The organism is Aequorivita nionensis (assembly GCF_046352995.1).
Classification (GTDB): Bacteria; Bacteroidota; Bacteroidia; order Flavobacteriales; family Flavobacteriaceae; genus Aequorivita; species Aequorivita nionensis.
Genome location: NZ_CP130281.1, coordinates 60194 through 76478, shown reverse-complemented (window position 1 = coordinate 76478; position 16285 = coordinate 60194). Strand labels below are relative to the sequence as shown.

Sequence of the window (16285 nt, the reverse complement as noted above, 5' to 3'; positions counted from 1 at the left end):
TTTTGCACCTTTGTCCGCTGAATCTTAAATATAAGCGCGTTATTTCATTAAAAATAAATATTCAATAATGATGAAAAATTTTCTTACCGTATGCATTTTGGCCTTTTTTAGCGCCACAACCGTTTTTTCACAAAATAAAAAAGAAGTATTAATGACCATAGACAGCAAGCCTGTTTATGCTAGCGAATTTGAACGTGTTTACAAAAAAAACCTAGATCTTGTTCAGGACGAATCACAAAAAGATATAGATGGTTACCTTCAACTTTTTATTGACTACAAATTGAAAATTGCTGAAGCCCAAGCACAGGGGCTTGACAAAGAAGAAAATTATTTAAAAGAGTTTTCAAAGTACAGAGACCAACTTTCAAGAAATTATCTTTTTGAAGACAAGGTAGCTGAAGAGCTTGCCAAAGAAGCATACGAACGTGGCAAAGAAGATATAAATGCTTCCCATATTTTAATCCGTGTTGATTATGAGGCTTTGCCGCAAGATACTTTGGCAGCCTACAACAAGTTAAAGGGTATTCGCGAAAGAGCATTGAAGGGCGAAGATTTTTCAAAGCTGGCAAAAACCTATTCTGAGGAGCCCGGAGCAAAAGAAACTGGAGGCGATTTAGGCTATTTCACAGTATTCAATATGGTATATCCTTTTGAAACAACTGCTTATAATACAAAGGTTGGCGAAATCTCAGACATTGTGCGCACCAGTTTTGGATACCATATTTTGAAAGTCAACGACAAAAGAGCGCGAATGCCAAAAATTTCCGTATCGCATATTATGATTTCCGATAAAAAAGGTGCGCGAACCTTTAACCCTGAAGAGCGTATCAATGAAATTTATACAATGCTTAAACAAGGAGAGAATTTCGAAAGTCTTGCAAAACAATTTTCGGATGATAAAAACTCTGCAATTATGGGTGGTAAACTGAAACCTTTCACAAAAGGTGACCTCAGAGCTCCAGAGTTTGAAGATGCGGCCTACGCACTTAAAAATCCTGGCGATTTAAGCAAGCCCGTAAAAACTGATTTTGGTTGGCACATTCTCCGTTTGGAGGAAAAATTTCCAATGGAAACTTTTGAGGAGCAAAAGCCAGAACTTGAGAAAAAAGTGAACGAAGGCGACCGTTCTAAAATCGTTACCAGCGCTACAAATAAAAAGATTAAGGAGAAATACGGTTTCAAAAAAGAAGAAAGCTATTTGCCGTTTTTTGACACCTACCTTGGCGATGATATTTTGAAGAGAAAATGGGTTATGACCCCAATACCGGCAGATCAGGATAAAACGCTTTTTGTAATTGGCGATAAAAAATCAACCTATTCAGATTTTGCAAAATATATAGAAGAACGCCAAAAAACCACACGTCCATACAAGCTTAAGGAAACGCTATTGGTAGATTTTTATGATGAATTTGAAACCGAGGAACTGAAAGATTACTTCAAAGAAAGACTTGAGTACGAAAATGAAGATTACGCAGCCATCCTAAACGAATACCGTGATGGTCTTCTAATTTTTGATGTAATGGACAAAAATATCTGGCAAAAGGGTAAAAATGATTCTATAGGTATTCAGGAATACTATAATAAAACAAAGCAGAATTACCATTGGAAACAGCGTGTGGACGCAGATATTTATGCAGCCACTTCAGAAGTTCTTGCGCAACAAGTCCAAAAAATGCTGGGTGAAGGAAAAACCGCAGAAGAAGTTAAAGCCGCACTGAACACAGGTGATAAAGTAAATGTTCTTATTACCCCTGGTGTTTTTGAAATTGACCAACGTGAACTTCCCAATAATATTGAAATCAATAAAGGAGTTTCTAAAATTTACCCAAGCAATGATTCGTTTGTTGTTGTAAACATTAAAGAAATAATTGCACCGGGACCAAAATCGTTAGAAGACGTAAAAGGAAAAGTGTTGAGCAACTATCAAAACGATCTTGAAGCTTCTTGGATGAAAAGTTTACATTCAAAGTATAAAGTAGATATAAACAAGAAAACTTTAAAACACGTTAAGAAACAACTGAAGTGATAAAGCAATTTCTTTATATAACATTGTGCACTGCTTTTTTTGTTTCCTGTGATTATTTTAAGCAGGGCGCCGAAAAAGAAGAAGTGATTGCACGTGTGAACGACAGTTATTTATATAAGGAAGATATTGCAAAATTAATTACTGAAAATACTTCGCCAGAAGACAGCACCCTCATTGTAAACAATTATATAAACCGTTGGGCAACACAGCAATTGCTTATTGATCAAGCAAAAATAAATCTAACGGCTGAAAAACTGGAACAATTTGACAAACTGGTTCAGGAATATAAAACAGACTTACTTACTGAGGCTTATAAAAATGTAATAGTCGGTAAACAGTTGGATAGCCTGATTTCGGAACAGGAGTATAAAGAGTATTATGAAGAAAATAGGGAAAACTTCAAACAAAGAGATATGCTCGTAATGCTTCGTTATGTTCAGCTTCCCTTAAATTATGACGGACTGGTATCTGTAAAGGAAAAACTGAATCGCTATAACGAAAAAGACAGGAAATCATTAAATAGTCAGGATTATCAATTTATATCTTCAAACTTCAATGATTCGGTTTGGGTCAAAAAAGACGTTTTGCTCAATACCTTACCAGTGTTAAAGGGCGATAACGAGCAAGTGTTAAAAAAATCCAATTTTGCACAATTGCAAGATTCATTAGGAGTATATTTGGTGAAAATTGAAAACGTGCTTAATCCCAATGATACAGCACCTTTTTCCTATATTAAGCCAACTTTGAAACAAATCATTCTGAACAAAAGAAAGCTTGAACTCATAAAAAAATTAGAAACAGATATTACAAAAGATGCTATTGAAACAAATAATTTTGAAATCTATAAAAATGAATAAATTTTTATTGGTATTGCTATTTTCAACCGCAATAGTCCAAGCCCAAATTGTATTGGAGCCCGATAGTACAGGTGTTGTGAAAAGCAATGATTCACTAATGGTGCAACAAGTAATGCAGCGAGACACCCTTAAGCCTTTCAAAAGGTATAAAGCCGAAGGCGTTAGCGCAGTAGTGGGGGAATACGTTATTTTGGACAGTGATATAGACAAAGCATACGTTGAAATGCAATCTCAGGGAATTTCAATTGAAGACATTACCCGCTGCCAATTAATGGGCAAATTAATGGAGGACAAACTCTATGCACATCAAGCAAAACAAGACAGTATATTAGTTCCAGATGCCGAAATCAACGGTATGATAGACCAGCAGATGCAATATATGATAAGTGAACTTGGTAGCGAGGAAAAAGTTGCTGCTTACTATAGGAAAGACAATATTGCACAATTGAGAAGTGAACTTTTTGAAGCCAACAAAAGCATAAAACTTGCCCGTATGATGCAGGATAAAGTGATTGAGAAAGTAGAAGTTACCCCAGAAGAGGTAAGAACATTTTTCTTTTCAATCCCTGAAGAAGAACGCCCAGTTTTTAGCGCTGAAATAGAGATTTCCCAGATAGTGGTCGATCCTGAAATATCACAACAGGCAGTTGATGAGGTAATAGCAAAACTAAATGCAATGCGTGCAGATATCATTGACAATGGTGCCAGTTTTTCTACAAAAGCAGTTTTATATTCCAAGGATCCAGGCTCTGCTTCTAAAGGAGGTCTTTACACTGGCGTAAAAAGAGATTCACCTTGGGCGAAGGAATTTAAGGATCAGGCATTTTCACTTTTGGAAGGAGAAATCAGTGAACCTTTTGAAACTGAATTCGGGTACCATATTCTTTATGTTGAAAAAATCCGTGGACAAGAAGTTGATGTAAGACATATTTTGATGTTTCCCGAAGTTTCACAGCAATCAATTGATGAGGCTCAGAAAAAAATAGAAGATATAAAATCTAAAATTGAAGCAGGGGAAATCACGTTTGCGGAAGCAGCCCGAGAAAATTCTGACGACAAAGAAACACGTAATAATGGAGGGCAATTGATAAACCCGATTACTTTTGACACCAAATTTGATCTTACAAAGATGGATCCAACTCTAAGCGCACAGGTTTATAACCTGAAGGAAGGCGAAGTTTCAAAAGTTTTTACTGACAGAGATCGTACAGGAAAAAGTAGTTTAAAAATACTTACCGTTACCAAAAAATACCCTGAGCACAAAGCTGATTATGCTAAGGATTTTGAAAGAATCAAACAGTTGGCGCTTCGCGAAAAACAGATCAAGGTAATCAACAAGTGGCAGAACGAGAAAATAAAAGATACCTATATTAGCATCAACCAAGACTACCAAGATTGCGATTTTGCCGGTAATTGGATGAAAAAATAATAGAGAAAAATATGTCAGACGTAGCAGCGGTAACGCAACTGGTTTCAAAATACAATGCCCTTCGGCAGGAAATTAAAAAAGTAATTGTAGGTCAAGATGAAGTGGTTGAGCAAGTGTTGCTTGCCATCTTTTCAGGAGGTCATGCTTTGCTGATTGGTGTCCCTGGGCTAGCAAAAACCTTGTTGGTAAATACTGTTGCGGAAGCTCTTGGCTTGAAATTTAAAAGAATACAGTTTACTCCAGATTTGATGCCCAGCGATATCTTGGGTTCAGAAATTTTAGATAAGGATCGTGAATTCAAATTTATAAAAGGTCCAATTTTCGCGAATATCATTCTTGCAGACGAGATTAACCGAACCCCCCCAAAAACCCAAGCTGCACTTTTGGAAGCCATGCAGGAACGCGCCGTAACTGTTGCTGGACATCATTATAAATTGGATTTACCATATTTTGTACTTGCCACGCAAAACCCAATAGAGCAGGAGGGAACCTATCCATTGCCTGAAGCGCAGTTGGACCGTTTTATGTTTGCCATAAATCTTGAATATCCTTCTTTTTCAGAAGAGGTTGAAGTGGTTAAGCAAACAACCGCAGGCGAAACCCAAAAAGTAAACGCACTTTTTACCGCACAAGAAATTATCGATTTTCAACAGTTAATCCGAAGAATTCCTGTAGCAGATAACGTTGTTGAGTACGCAGTTACCTTGGTAGGAAAAACACGGCCTAATAGCTCTACAGCTACCGAAACTGTGAAAAACTACATTGATTGGGGCGCTGGCCCAAGAGCTTCACAGAATTTAATTCTGGCAGCAAAATCACATGCTGCACTTCACGGTAAATTCTCTCCGGATATTGAAGATGTTCAAAAAGCCGCAATCGGGATTTTAAGACACCGATTGATTAAAAACTACAAAGCTGAAGCTGAAGGATTAAGTATTGAGGAGATTATTAAAAGTTTATATTAAATAATCTTCATTGTTTCTATTGAAAATTCACAAATCTTCAACTTGTAATATTTTGAAATTCTTAATATTACCTATCTAAAATTACTAAATCAATAATTATATTCAATAATATTTAATATTTAGTGAAATATATTCACTGAATAAGCAATTTTATTAAATAGTTTTTAATTATTCTGAAATTTTGTAATTTCGCAATCAACAAAAAATACAACTATGGCTTTTGACATTGATATGATTAAAAAGGTTTATGCCCAAATGGCAGAACGTGTTGATAAAGCACGTGAAATTACGGGAAAACCACTTACACTTTCTGAAAAAATATTATACTCACACCTTTGGGACGGCAGTCCAAATAAAGCATTCCAGCGCGGAAAGGATTATGTAGATTTTGCTCCAGATAGAATTGCGTGCCAAGATGCAACTGCTCAAATGGCACTTTTGCAATTTATGCAAGCTGGAAAGAAAACAGTTGCAGTGCCAACCACTGTACATTGTGATCACTTAATACAAGCCAAACAAGGCGCTGTTCAAGATTTGAAACGTGCAAATGAAACTAGCAACGAAGTTTTTGACTTCCTTGAATCTGTTTCAAATAAATACGGAATCGGGTTTTGGAAACCGGGAGCTGGAATTATTCACCAAGTAGTTTTAGAGAATTATGCTTTCCCTGGAGGAATGATGATTGGCACAGATAGCCACACTGTAAATGCTGGCGGATTGGGGATGGTCGCCATTGGTGTCGGCGGAGCAGATGCTGTTGATGTAATGGCGGGTATGGCTTGGGAATTGAAATTTCCAAAATTGATTGGTGTTAAATTAACTGGCGAACTTAATGGCTGGACAGCTTCCAAAGATGTTATTTTGAAAGTAGCTGGAATCCTGACCGTAAAAGGTGGAACTGGAGCTATTGTTGAATATTTCGGTCCGGGCGCAAAAAATCTTTCCTGTACCGGAAAAGGAACCATCTGTAATATGGGTGCCGAAATTGGCGCAACCACTTCAACCTTTGGGTATGATGATGCTATGGAGCGTTTTCTTCGCGCAACAGACCGTGCAGATATTGCTGATGAAGCAAATAAAATTAGACCTTATTTAACAGGTGATGATGAAGTTTATGCAAATCCTGAAAAATATTTCGATCAAGTAATTGAAATAGACCTTTCTACTTTGCGCCCACATTTAAATGGACCTTTTACTCCAGATTTGGCAACTCCTGTTGGTCAATTGGGTGAAAAGGCAAAGAAAAACGATTGGCCAATAAAAGTAGATTGGGGGCTAATAGGTTCTTGTACAAACTCTTCCTATGAAGATTTATCTAGAGCAGCATCTATCGCACAACAAGCAGTCGATAAAAAATTAAAACCAAAAAGTGATTTCGGAATAAACCCTGGTTCAGAGCAAATTCGTTTTACTGCTGAACGTGACGGTTTGTTGGATGTTTTCGAAAAACTGGGCGCTACAATATTCACAAATGCTTGTGGGCCTTGCATTGGGCAGTGGGATCGAAGTGATAGAAAAGGTGATGAAAAGAATACTATAGTACATTCTTTCAACAGAAACTTTTCAAAACGTGCCGATGGAAACCCAAACACGCATGCTTTTGTGGGATCTCCAGAAATGGTAGCTGCAATCGCAATCTCTGGCCGTTTAGATTTCGACCCAATGAATGATACTTTATTAAATGAGGACGGTCAAGAAGTAAAATTAGACGTGCCTGTTGGTTTGGAACTTCCTCCAAAAGGTTTTGAAGTAGATGATAACGGTTATTTAGCTCCAAAAGAAGACGGAAGCTCGGTAGAAGTTAAAGTTGCAAAAGACAGCGAACGCCTTCAATTATTGGAGCCATTCCAACCTATAAAAGATTCTGAATTACAAGGTGTAAAATTATTGATTAAAGCTTTCGGAAAATGTACCACAGACCACATCTCTATGGCTGGACCTTGGTTGCGCTATCGTGGACATTTGGATAACATTGCTAATAATACTTTGATTGGCGCCGTAAATGCTTTTAATAAAAAGACAAATTTTGTAAAAAACCAATTTACTGGGGAATATGGCGGTGTGCCAAATGTGCAACGCGAATATAAAGCCAAAGGAATAAAAACCATTGTTGTGGGCGACCATAACTATGGTGAAGGCTCTTCTCGTGAGCATGCAGCTATGCAGCCAAGATTTTTGGGAGTTGCTGCAGTTTTGGTGAAATCATTTGCACGAATCCACGAAACAAACCTGAAAAAGCAAGGAATGTTAGGCTTGACGTTTGCTAACGAAGCAGATTACGATTTGATCCAAGAAGATGATACTTTCAACTTTGTAGATATTGCGGATTTCTCTGAAAACAAACCGTTAACTCTTGAAATCGTGCATAAAGATGGTAGCAAAGACACCATCAAAGTGAACCACACCTATAACGATGCACAAATAAAATGGTACCGAGAAGGTTCAGCTTTAAATTTGATTAAGAAGCAGAACGCTTAAATTATTTATTTATCTAAACCTGATAGGTTTTCAAAGCCTGTCAGGTTTTTTTATATCCAAAAAAAATTATGGAATTCTTGAAGAAAAACTGGAGCAACATTTTATTTTTTGGATTTTTGGCATTGCTTATTTTTCCACAAACCCGAATGCCAATTCAGGTTTTTGTGCAAAGGCTCATTTCTTTTTCACCTTCGGAAAAGGCTGAAGAAGAGCGGGAAATACTTCAAGATTACAATTGGAATTTGCAAAAAATAAATTCAGAAGAAATAAATTTTTCACAATCAGAAGGTAAAGTAATTATTGTAAATTTTTGGGCTACTTGGTGCCCGCCCTGCGTTGCAGAGATGCCTTCCTTCCAAAAATTATATGATGCGTATGGCGATAAGGTAGATTTCTATTTTGTTACTTCAGAAAAACCAGAAAAGATTATAAGTTTTATGGCGAAAAATGGTTATTCCTTGCCCATCTTTCTTCAATCTTATGAAGCGCCAAAACAATTACAATCCCAAGCTTTGCCCACCACCTATGTAATTTCAAAAACAGGGGAAATTGTTGTTGATGAAGAAGGCGCTGCAGACTGGAACAGCAAAAAAATGCGAGCGTTGCTGGAGCAACTGCTCAGTAAATAATCTGATGAAAATTAACCGGGATAGTAATTTTCCTTTATTGACTTCATTTCTTTTTTTCCTTCCGCAATAGCAGTAATTTCATTCCACAATTTTGGTGTTATTAAAGATTTTAGAGGTTGTTCTACTTTAATAATACTTGGAAATTTTTTAATTAGTTTTTTGTCCCAAAATTCAGAATGATTTAAAAGATCATCTGGATATACAGTTTTGCGTCTTGTGCCTTCGTCAATACCTTTAAAAGGTTCGGAAACATTTAAATAACCATAATCGTCAGTAAGTTCTTCCCCTGGTTGAATGTCTCGAATTGCAATTTCAAAATCATAGGCAGTAGATATGCAATTACTTTTAAAACTGTGGTTTACATATCTGCCATAATCCCAACAGAGAACGAAATTACCTTTATTGTTTCTATAGCAATAGGTTTCTAAAATGTTTTGGTATAGCGGGTTCATTCTCTTTAACTTGGAAGGAGTAAATTCACGGTCCAAATCATCTAAAGCCCACGTTATGGTTCCAGCGGGTATAAATTCTGTAGCAACAACACCGTATCCAATTTCGTTGCTTATAAATTTTAGTTCAGTTTTAGGATGTATCATAAACAATTGTAATTTTTAGGATTAAATGTAATGCAAAATCTCAATTGATTTACATTTTCAAACCTATTGCATATGAATTTTTATAGCTGTTAATTTGCCGAATTTTTCAGTAAATAATTTCAAATTTCGAATGATTTGGAAGGATATTTTTCTCTGAATTTTTCCATCAAAACAAAAACAGTTAGGAGCATGCTTAACGCATAAATGCTATCTTCAATTGGTACAGTTCCTATTTTTATTCCGAGGTTTTCTGCGTCGTTATACCATACCACTTGTTCGTGAATCCAACTTCCGGTTAGAAATCCGTTCACAATAAAAAAGGGAACCAAAAGAATGAGGAATATTGGAAAGAAAATGTTTAAAGCTTCGCGTTTGTAATTATAAACCAAGGCGAGCAATACTATTGCGTAGCCGAAATTTACCGCTGTATAACACAGATCGTAAAAATACAGTAAAGTAGCAATTAGGAGAGTTTGGAGTGAAAAATAAAAGATTTCCGTGGTTTTGTTTGAAAATGAAAACTTCGGAAGTAAATTTTTAAAAGCATAAATTGTAAAAAGACAAGCGTACGGGATACATATAAAAAAGAGCCATTCTTCTAAAGGAAGGTTTCCTAATTTTATGCCAGAAAGGTATTTTTCATTAAAACCCCAATACCCGTTTTGTGTAAAAATAATATCCCAAGGAATAAAAAAGGCCATCATTATAAATGTGGCTGGAAAGAAGTATTTCCAAAGTTTATAAAATTTTAATTTTGGATGAAAACTAAAAAGAAAAGGGATACTTAGCGAGGCAAAGTCCAACAAAAAATACAGATGCCACATAATTTATTTTTTAAAATATTTCAATGGCGGAAACAGCATTCCAAAGCATTCTCCCTTATCTTTTCCTAAATGTTTGTGATGTATTTTGTGGGCTCTTCTAATTCCACGTGCATACCAATTATTGGCATTTCTGAACATTTTGAAGCGCTGATGGATAAAAATATCGTGCACAAAAAAATAGGCTAGTCCATAGGCGAAAATTCCTAAACCAATGGGGAGTCCAGCCCAAAAGCCATAATAGCTCCAACCCACAAAACAACTAATGCTCACCAAGGCATAGAAAAGGAAAAAGTAATCGTTGCGCTCCCACCAACTTCCATGATCTTTATGGTGATGGTCTTTGTGCAATTTCCACAGGAAGCCGTGCATAATATATTTATGGGTAAACCACGCCATAAACTCCATAAAGCAGAATGTTGTAATGAAAATTAATATCCAAAAAACCGTTGTCATTATTACTTCTTAATTTGTAATTCGGGGATTGTTGATTAGAATTTTGGGAAACAATTCCCTGAAAATTATTTAACCAAATTTAATTGATATTTTACGTAGCTACGTGTTAAAAGCCCAATTTTTTCAATATTTGGAACACGAATACGCGCATTTTTAATTTCGGTGGCGGGAGTTTGCTGAAGTTTTTTCAGTAAGCGTCTATAATATCTGTATGCCACAAAAACACCGAGTTTTGAATCGTGGGGTAACTGCAAGATACCTTGATATCCAAGGTTAAAGTTTACTTCAATTTCTTCAATTATTTTTGCTTTCGATACTTCATCCAGAGCATCTAAATTTGTGTTTGGAAAATAAGTTCGGCTTAAATTTTCGAAATCTTCTTTTAAATCTCTAAGAAAATTCACTTTTTGAAAAGCAGAGCCCAAATTCATAGCTGGCTCTTTTAGTTGTTCATATTTTTCAGCATCACCTTTAACAAATACTTTTAAGCACATTAGCCCCACAACATCTGCAGATCCGTAAATATAGTCGTTGAACTCTTGGGCTGTGTAATATGTACTTTTTGTTAGGTCTAACCGCATGCTATCCATAAAAGCATTAATTAACTCCTTATCAATATTATATTTATAAACTGTTTTTTGAAATGAATTTAGAATAGGGTTAAGGCTTATCCGATCCGTTAAAGCTTCATCTAAGGAATTTTCAAAGCGGTTAAAAAGAATTTCCTTTTTGTAATCGTGAAATGAATCCACAATTTCATCTGCAAAACGAACGAAGCCATAAATATTATAGATATCCTGTCGGATTGCAGGACCTAACATTCTAGTGGCCAATGAAAAGGATGTGCTATAAGTTTTAGTAACTTTTTTGCTGCAGGATTCAGATAGTATGTCAAAAAGTTCTTTCAATTTCTTTGTTCTTTTTCAATTAAACCAGCTACTAATTTTCCTGAAATTAATGCGGGAGGTACTCCAGGGCCAGGAACGGTAAACTGCCCCGTAAAAAATAGATTTTTCACTTTCCCACTTTTTAACTTTGGCCTTAAAAATGCCGTTTGCAATAGGGTGTTGGCCAGTCCGTATGCGTTTCCTTTATAACTGTTATAGTCGGAAACGAAATCATTTATACAGAAGGACTCTTTAAATATAACGTAATTTTTCACCTCTTGGTTGGTTATTTCTTCAAACCGGTCCATTATTTTTTCAAAATATTCCTCCCGTATTTCTGGAATATCGTCCAAACCGGGAGCAAGGGGAATAAGGAAAATCCCAGCTTCTTTTCCTTTTGGCGAAACACTTGCATCGGTTTTGGAAGGAAAACTGGCATAAAAAAGTGGTTCTTCTGGCCATTGAGCTGTGTCATATATCTGTTGGGAATGTTTTTCAAAATCAACATCAAAAAACAAAGTGTGGTGATTCACGTTTTCGATTTTCTTATTGAAGCCTACATAAAAAAGTAGGGCAGAAGGAGCAAAGGTTTTCTTTTGCCAATAGTTTTCAGAATATTGTCTATATTTTTTATCTAAAAGTGTCTCTGTGTGATGGTAATCAGCACCGCTTAAAACAAGATCAGTTTCAACTCTTTCTCCATTTACAATTAAACAAGTAGCTTTTCCATTTTCAACAGTTATCTTTTCAACATTTTGCTCTGTTTTTATGGTAACACCAAGATTTCCAGCAAGGATTTTCATAGCCTGAACTACTGAATACATTCCTTTTTTAGGATGAAATGTTCCAAGTCCAAAATCTGCATAATTCATAAAGTTATAAAAAGCAGGTGTTTTGGATGGCTTTGCACCTAAAAACAAAACAGGAAACTCTAAAATTGAAACAAGCTTTGGGTTTTTAAATTCACTACGCACTTCTTTACTAACGGTGCTGAAAAACTGTCCAATTTTGCGCATTGTTGTAACCGTAACAAGTTCCATGGGCGAAACTCCTGGACGATACACCAAATCTTTAATAGCGATGTTATAATTGTCCATTGCCAACGCCATAAACTTTTTAAGCTTTATGGAACTTCCAGGTTCCTCTTTTTCAAATGCTTCGCTAATTTTTTCTAATGTGTCTTCAATAGTAATATAGTCATCGATTCCAAAATACACGCTGTAAGCAGGATTCAATTTTTCTAATTCATAAAAATCTGAAGGAACTTTTCCAAAATCTGTAAAAAATCGTTCAAAAACATCTGGCATCCAATACCACGTTGGGCCCATATCAAACGTGAAACCGTCTTTTTTAAATTGACGCGCACGCCCACCAATGGTTTTGTTTTTTTCGTATATAGTTACATTATATCCCGCTTGTGCTAGATAACACGAAGCGGCAAGCGATGAAAAACCAGAACCAATAACAGTAATTTTTTTCATATTGTTTAACAAATTTACAATTTAATTAAACAAAAAAGAAATTGAATGTAAATTTTGGGTTTTATTTAATAATACATGAACCTTTAGGAGATAAATAATTCACTTAAAAAGAAACGAAAATCAATCTTTTTTAAGGCTTTCTAAGTGATTTGTAAATTGTTTAAGGTCTTTGAAAAGAGTAATATTTTTTGCTTTTTTTATATTTTTCTCGGCTTTACGACCTAAGACCCAGAGTTCGCAAGGGCTTTTAGCGTATATCTCATTTTGAAAATCATTGAGATATCCTTCAAGATTGTCATTTTCTGGAAGTACTGTGAAATAAGTTACAAAAATAACTTTCGTTTTGGTTTTAAGTAAATGTTTCAAACTTTCCAAAGGTACATTTGCCCCTAAGAATACTGTTTTAAAACCAGCCGAAATAAGTTCGTAATTTGCATACAGCAAACCAATTTCGTGAATTTCTTTGTAGGGAAGATAAAGTGTAAATAAGGGAGTGTCATTTTCGAAAGCACTTTTTTTATTTTTGGCCGAATGTTCAATTATAGAATGCTTTATTTTTTCTGAAATAAAATGCTCGTGACTTGGGTCTATGGTTCCCGAATGCCAGAGAATGCCCATTTCATTTAGCAATGGCACAAATATTTCTGAAAAAACTTCGCGAAAGGATTTTTTTTCTAAAACTTTTTCAAGCGTAGTGTCAAACAAATCCCCATCAAATTCAAACATTGCAGATTTAAAAACATTGCCCAAATACTCAGAATCGACCCCATTAATATTTTTTTTAATCAGCTCTTGAATTTGAGTTGAATCTAAGCTTGCAATTTTTGAAATTTTATATCCTGCATTATAGAGGTATGCAACATTCAATAACTTTTTAAGGTTTTCAATATCGTACTTTCTAATGTTTGTATCTGTGCGGTCCGGTTCAAGAAGATTATAACGTTTCTCCCAAATCCTTAAGGTATGGGCTTTTACATTTGAAAGATTTTCTAGGTCCTTAATGCCAAATTGAGTTTTGACCATTGAAGATTAGTTTAATTTTATATGTGAAAGTAATAAAAAGAAGTGAGATTGTTTAGAAAAAGAGTAGAAACTCTAAACAGATAAAACATTTAGGTTTCATTATAAAAATTTAAATATGAAAGACCTAACATTTTGAAAAAGTACCCGGGATGGGACTTGAACCCACACGCCCTAAGGACACATGGCCCTCAACCATGCCTGTCTACCAATTCCAGCACCCGGGTGTAAGTGCTTTAAAATAAAAAAGTTAAACGCAACGTTTAACTTTTTGTGATCTTGCCAGACTTTAAAGCAAGTATCTTAAAATTCAATCAAAAGCAAATCCATCTGCTATTTCTTAAGCTCACTTGATTATTGGTGAACTCTTTTTATTATCAATACGTCAAATAGTGCTTTCGTGGGGCAAATATATGTAATTTGAATCTAATTGGTTTTCATTTTTTTCGAAATTAAAATTTTAGATTCCACATACACCAAGAATATAAAAGCTACGTGTGGTACATTAAATATTACGAACAAATGTCTTAGCTTTTTAATACATTTACAATACCCACAAAGGTAAAATTGGCAGGGATGAATGTAAACTATTATTTGTTGTTGAATGATGGATAGGGTATAAAGTCAATTTCATCTCCTTCAATTTTAGGAAACTGTTGTGCTTTCCATTTCTCTTTTGCTTCCTCAATCCGATCCTTGCTCGAAGAAACGAAATTCCAGTCTATAAAGCGTTCTTCGGCAAAAGGTTCGCCGCCAAAAATATAAATGGTGCTGTTTTCTTGAATTATAAACTCACAAAGTGTGGTGTCTTTTGCTACTAACAGTTGTTTTGGCTCATAGACATTTCCTTCGCTTTCAATACCGCCTTCCAAAATATAAAGGCCCGATTCTCCATAAAGGGCATCGCCGATATTTACGACTTTTCGGGTTTTGCTTTTTATTTCAATCATAAACAGTTTGCTGAAAACCGGTACTGGGGATTTTCTTCCGAAAGCTTCGCCAGCAACGAGTTTAAATTGAAGATCATCCGCGGTCCAACTGGGAATTTCCTGTGCTTCAATATGTGAAAACTGCGGTTCCATTTCCTCCAAATGTTTTGGCAGTGCTACCCAGATTTGCAGGCCGTGCATATGCAATTTTGAAAGTCTGAGATATTCGGGGGTGCGTTCGGAATGGACAATACCTTTGCCCGCCGTCATCCAGTTTACCGCGCCGGGTTTTATTTCCACTTGGTTGCCAAGGGTGTCGCGGTGCATAATGCTTCCCTCAAATAAAAAAGTGAGGGTAGAAAGACCAATGTGCGGATGCGGCCATACATCAAAATTTTCCCGTTCAGTTAATTTAACGGGCCCCATATGATCTATATAAATAAACGGCCCCACCATTCTTTTTTGACGGAACGGCAATAAACGCCCCACCATAAATTTCCCGATGTTGGCGGCTCTTTCTTCTATTATCAGTTTGATGTTTGACATAATGGATGAAATTTATTTTGACATTTTCTGCTTTTTATAGGAGGGAAGTAATATTCACAAATTCCTCTTTAGCGAAAGTAACCTTTTTAATGATTATTGGGGTAGTGACAGGGGCACTTCCATTAAAAGTATTTCAGTATTTTCAAGCGCTTCAATTTTGAATGAATTGGTATTGCTGATGCCCAGACCGTCTCTTCTTTCCAGAATTTGCTCGCCAATTTTCGCCTTCCCCTCAAGTATAAAAACATACACGCCATTTCCTTCCTTTTTCAGGGAGTATTCCTTCGAAATACCCTTTTCAAATTTTGCCAAATGAAACCACGCATCTTGATGTATCCAAACTCCATCATCATCTTTATTGGGTGATACGATCTGTTGAAAATCGTTTTGTGCTGCATTATCTGCGACAGTTATTTGCCCATAACGGGGCGTCACATTCATCTTGTTTGGAATAACCCAAATCTGCAGAAACTTTACAGGCTTCTCGGGGTCGTTATTGTATTCGGAATGCATAACCCCGGTGCCGGCGCTCATAACTTGGATGTCGCCAGCTTTTATGATGGTTTCGTTGCCCATATTGTCCTTGTGCTTTAAATCGCCTTCCAAGGGAATGGAAACAATTTCCATGTCTTTATGCGGATGGGTACCAAACCCCATATTTGCTGATACCGTATCGTCATTCAGGACGCGCAATACGCTGAAGTTCATACGTTCCGGATTGTAATAATTAGCAAAGCTAAAGGTGTGATAGGAATCTAACCAGCCGTGATTGGCGTGGCCTCTGCTGTCTGCTTTATGATAAATGGTTTTCATGATTTTTTTATTAATTGTTTTTGAAGTCTGCTCTATGCAAGTACGTCAGAAAGGCTATCATCCCTATCGAAAGTTTTCTTTGCATAAGGGCAGAGTGGGATAATCTTTAAATCGTGCTTCCGTGCGTAATCTACGCCGGCCATTACCAATTGCTTGGCAAGGCCTTTTCCGCCAAACGCTTCCTCAACGCCCGTATGGTCAATTATGAATTTATTCTTACCGGCCCAGGTAAAGGTCATTTCACCGGCAAATTCATCGTTTTCATAAATTACAAAGCGTCCTTTCTTTCCGTTGTCTTCGCGTTCTATTTTAGTCATAATTATCTGTGTTTTTAAGTTAATGAAAATGTTGA

General features: G+C 36.1%; 15 protein-coding genes and 1 tRNA gene. 6 read left to right on the top strand and 10 right to left on the bottom strand.

All coding sequences use genetic code 11. The features are described from left to right. Window positions 1-67: 67 nt before the first annotated feature. From Q2U82_RS00390 to Q2U82_RS00365, 6 genes are all read left to right on the top strand, one after another. Window positions 68-2026, top strand: a complete 1959-nt coding sequence (locus tag Q2U82_RS00390; protein ID WP_410005808.1) for a peptidylprolyl isomerase — start codon at window positions 68-70, stop codon at window positions 2024-2026. Continuing rightward, window positions 2023-2883, top strand: a complete 861-nt coding sequence (locus Q2U82_RS00385) for a peptidyl-prolyl cis-trans isomerase (RefSeq protein ID WP_410005807.1) — start codon at window positions 2023-2025, stop codon at window positions 2881-2883. The genes Q2U82_RS00390 and Q2U82_RS00385 overlap by 4 nt, the downstream gene beginning before the upstream one ends. Then, window positions 2840-4312, top strand: a complete 1473-nt coding sequence (locus Q2U82_RS00380; protein ID WP_410005806.1) for a peptidylprolyl isomerase — start codon at window positions 2840-2842, stop codon at window positions 4310-4312. Before Q2U82_RS00385 ends, Q2U82_RS00380 begins: the two co-directional genes overlap by 44 nt. A gap of 11 nt (window positions 4313-4323) precedes the next feature. Further along, window positions 4324-5277 carry an AAA family ATPase gene (locus Q2U82_RS00375; protein WP_410005805.1) on the top strand — a complete coding sequence of 318 codons (954 nt, stop codon included), beginning with the start codon at window positions 4324-4326 and terminating at the stop codon, window positions 5275-5277. A gap of 213 nt (window positions 5278-5490) precedes the next feature. Further along, complete coding sequence (locus Q2U82_RS00370; RefSeq protein WP_410005804.1) at window positions 5491-7755, top strand: aconitate hydratase; 2265 nt, start codon at window positions 5491-5493, stop codon at window positions 7753-7755. Window positions 7756-7823: 68 nt separating this feature from the next. Continuing rightward, complete coding sequence (locus Q2U82_RS00365) at window positions 7824-8384, top strand: TlpA family protein disulfide reductase (RefSeq protein ID WP_410005803.1); 561 nt, start codon at window positions 7824-7826, stop codon at window positions 8382-8384. An 11-nt stretch (window positions 8385-8395) separates the two neighbouring features. Here Q2U82_RS00365 and Q2U82_RS00360 read toward each other — a convergent pair whose 3' ends face one another. From Q2U82_RS00360 to Q2U82_RS00315, 10 genes are all read right to left on the bottom strand, one after another. Beyond that, complete coding sequence (locus Q2U82_RS00360; protein ID WP_410005802.1) at window positions 8396-8980, bottom strand: SET domain-containing protein; 585 nt, start codon at window positions 8978-8980, stop codon at window positions 8396-8398. A 119-nt stretch (window positions 8981-9099) separates the two neighbouring features. Further along, a complete protein-coding gene (locus Q2U82_RS00355) occupies window positions 9100-9804 on the bottom strand; it encodes a lycopene cyclase domain-containing protein (protein ID WP_410005801.1) in 705 nt (234 codons plus the stop codon). A gap of 3 nt (window positions 9805-9807) precedes the next feature. Beyond that, entirely contained in the window at window positions 9808-10257 is a 450-nt protein-coding gene (locus tag Q2U82_RS00350) for a beta-carotene hydroxylase (RefSeq protein WP_410005800.1), read from the bottom strand. 65 nt (window positions 10258-10322) lie between these two features. Further along, the gene (locus Q2U82_RS00345; RefSeq protein ID WP_410005799.1) at window positions 10323-11165 is read right to left on the bottom strand and encodes a phytoene/squalene synthase family protein; all 843 of its coding nucleotides are present in this window, start codon (window positions 11163-11165) and stop codon (window positions 10323-10325) included. Next, window positions 11162-12625: a phytoene desaturase family protein gene (locus tag Q2U82_RS00340; RefSeq protein ID WP_410005798.1), complete on the bottom strand. Its 1464-nt coding sequence runs from the start codon at window positions 12623-12625 to the stop codon at window positions 11162-11164. Before Q2U82_RS00340 ends, Q2U82_RS00345 begins: the two co-directional genes overlap by 4 nt. Window positions 12626-12745: 120 nt before the next feature. Further along, on the bottom strand, window positions 12746-13648 hold the full coding sequence (locus tag Q2U82_RS00335; protein WP_410005797.1) for a MerR family transcriptional regulator: 903 nt from the start codon (window positions 13646-13648) through the stop codon (window positions 12746-12748). 141 nt (window positions 13649-13789) lie between these two features. Then, window positions 13790-13872 (bottom strand) — tRNA-Leu (locus Q2U82_RS00330). A 363-nt stretch (window positions 13873-14235) separates the two neighbouring features. After that, on the bottom strand, window positions 14236-15120 hold the full coding sequence (locus tag Q2U82_RS00325; protein WP_410005796.1) for a pirin family protein: 885 nt from the start codon (window positions 15118-15120) through the stop codon (window positions 14236-14238). Between the two features lie 93 nt (window positions 15121-15213). Further along, window positions 15214-15933: a pirin family protein gene (locus Q2U82_RS00320; protein ID WP_410005795.1), complete on the bottom strand. Its 720-nt coding sequence runs from the start codon at window positions 15931-15933 to the stop codon at window positions 15214-15216. Window positions 15934-15965: 32 nt separating this feature from the next. Further along, the gene (locus Q2U82_RS00315) at window positions 15966-16250 is read right to left on the bottom strand and encodes a GNAT family N-acetyltransferase (RefSeq protein WP_410005794.1); all 285 of its coding nucleotides are present in this window, start codon (window positions 16248-16250) and stop codon (window positions 15966-15968) included. Between the last annotated feature and the right edge of the window lie 35 nt (window positions 16251-16285).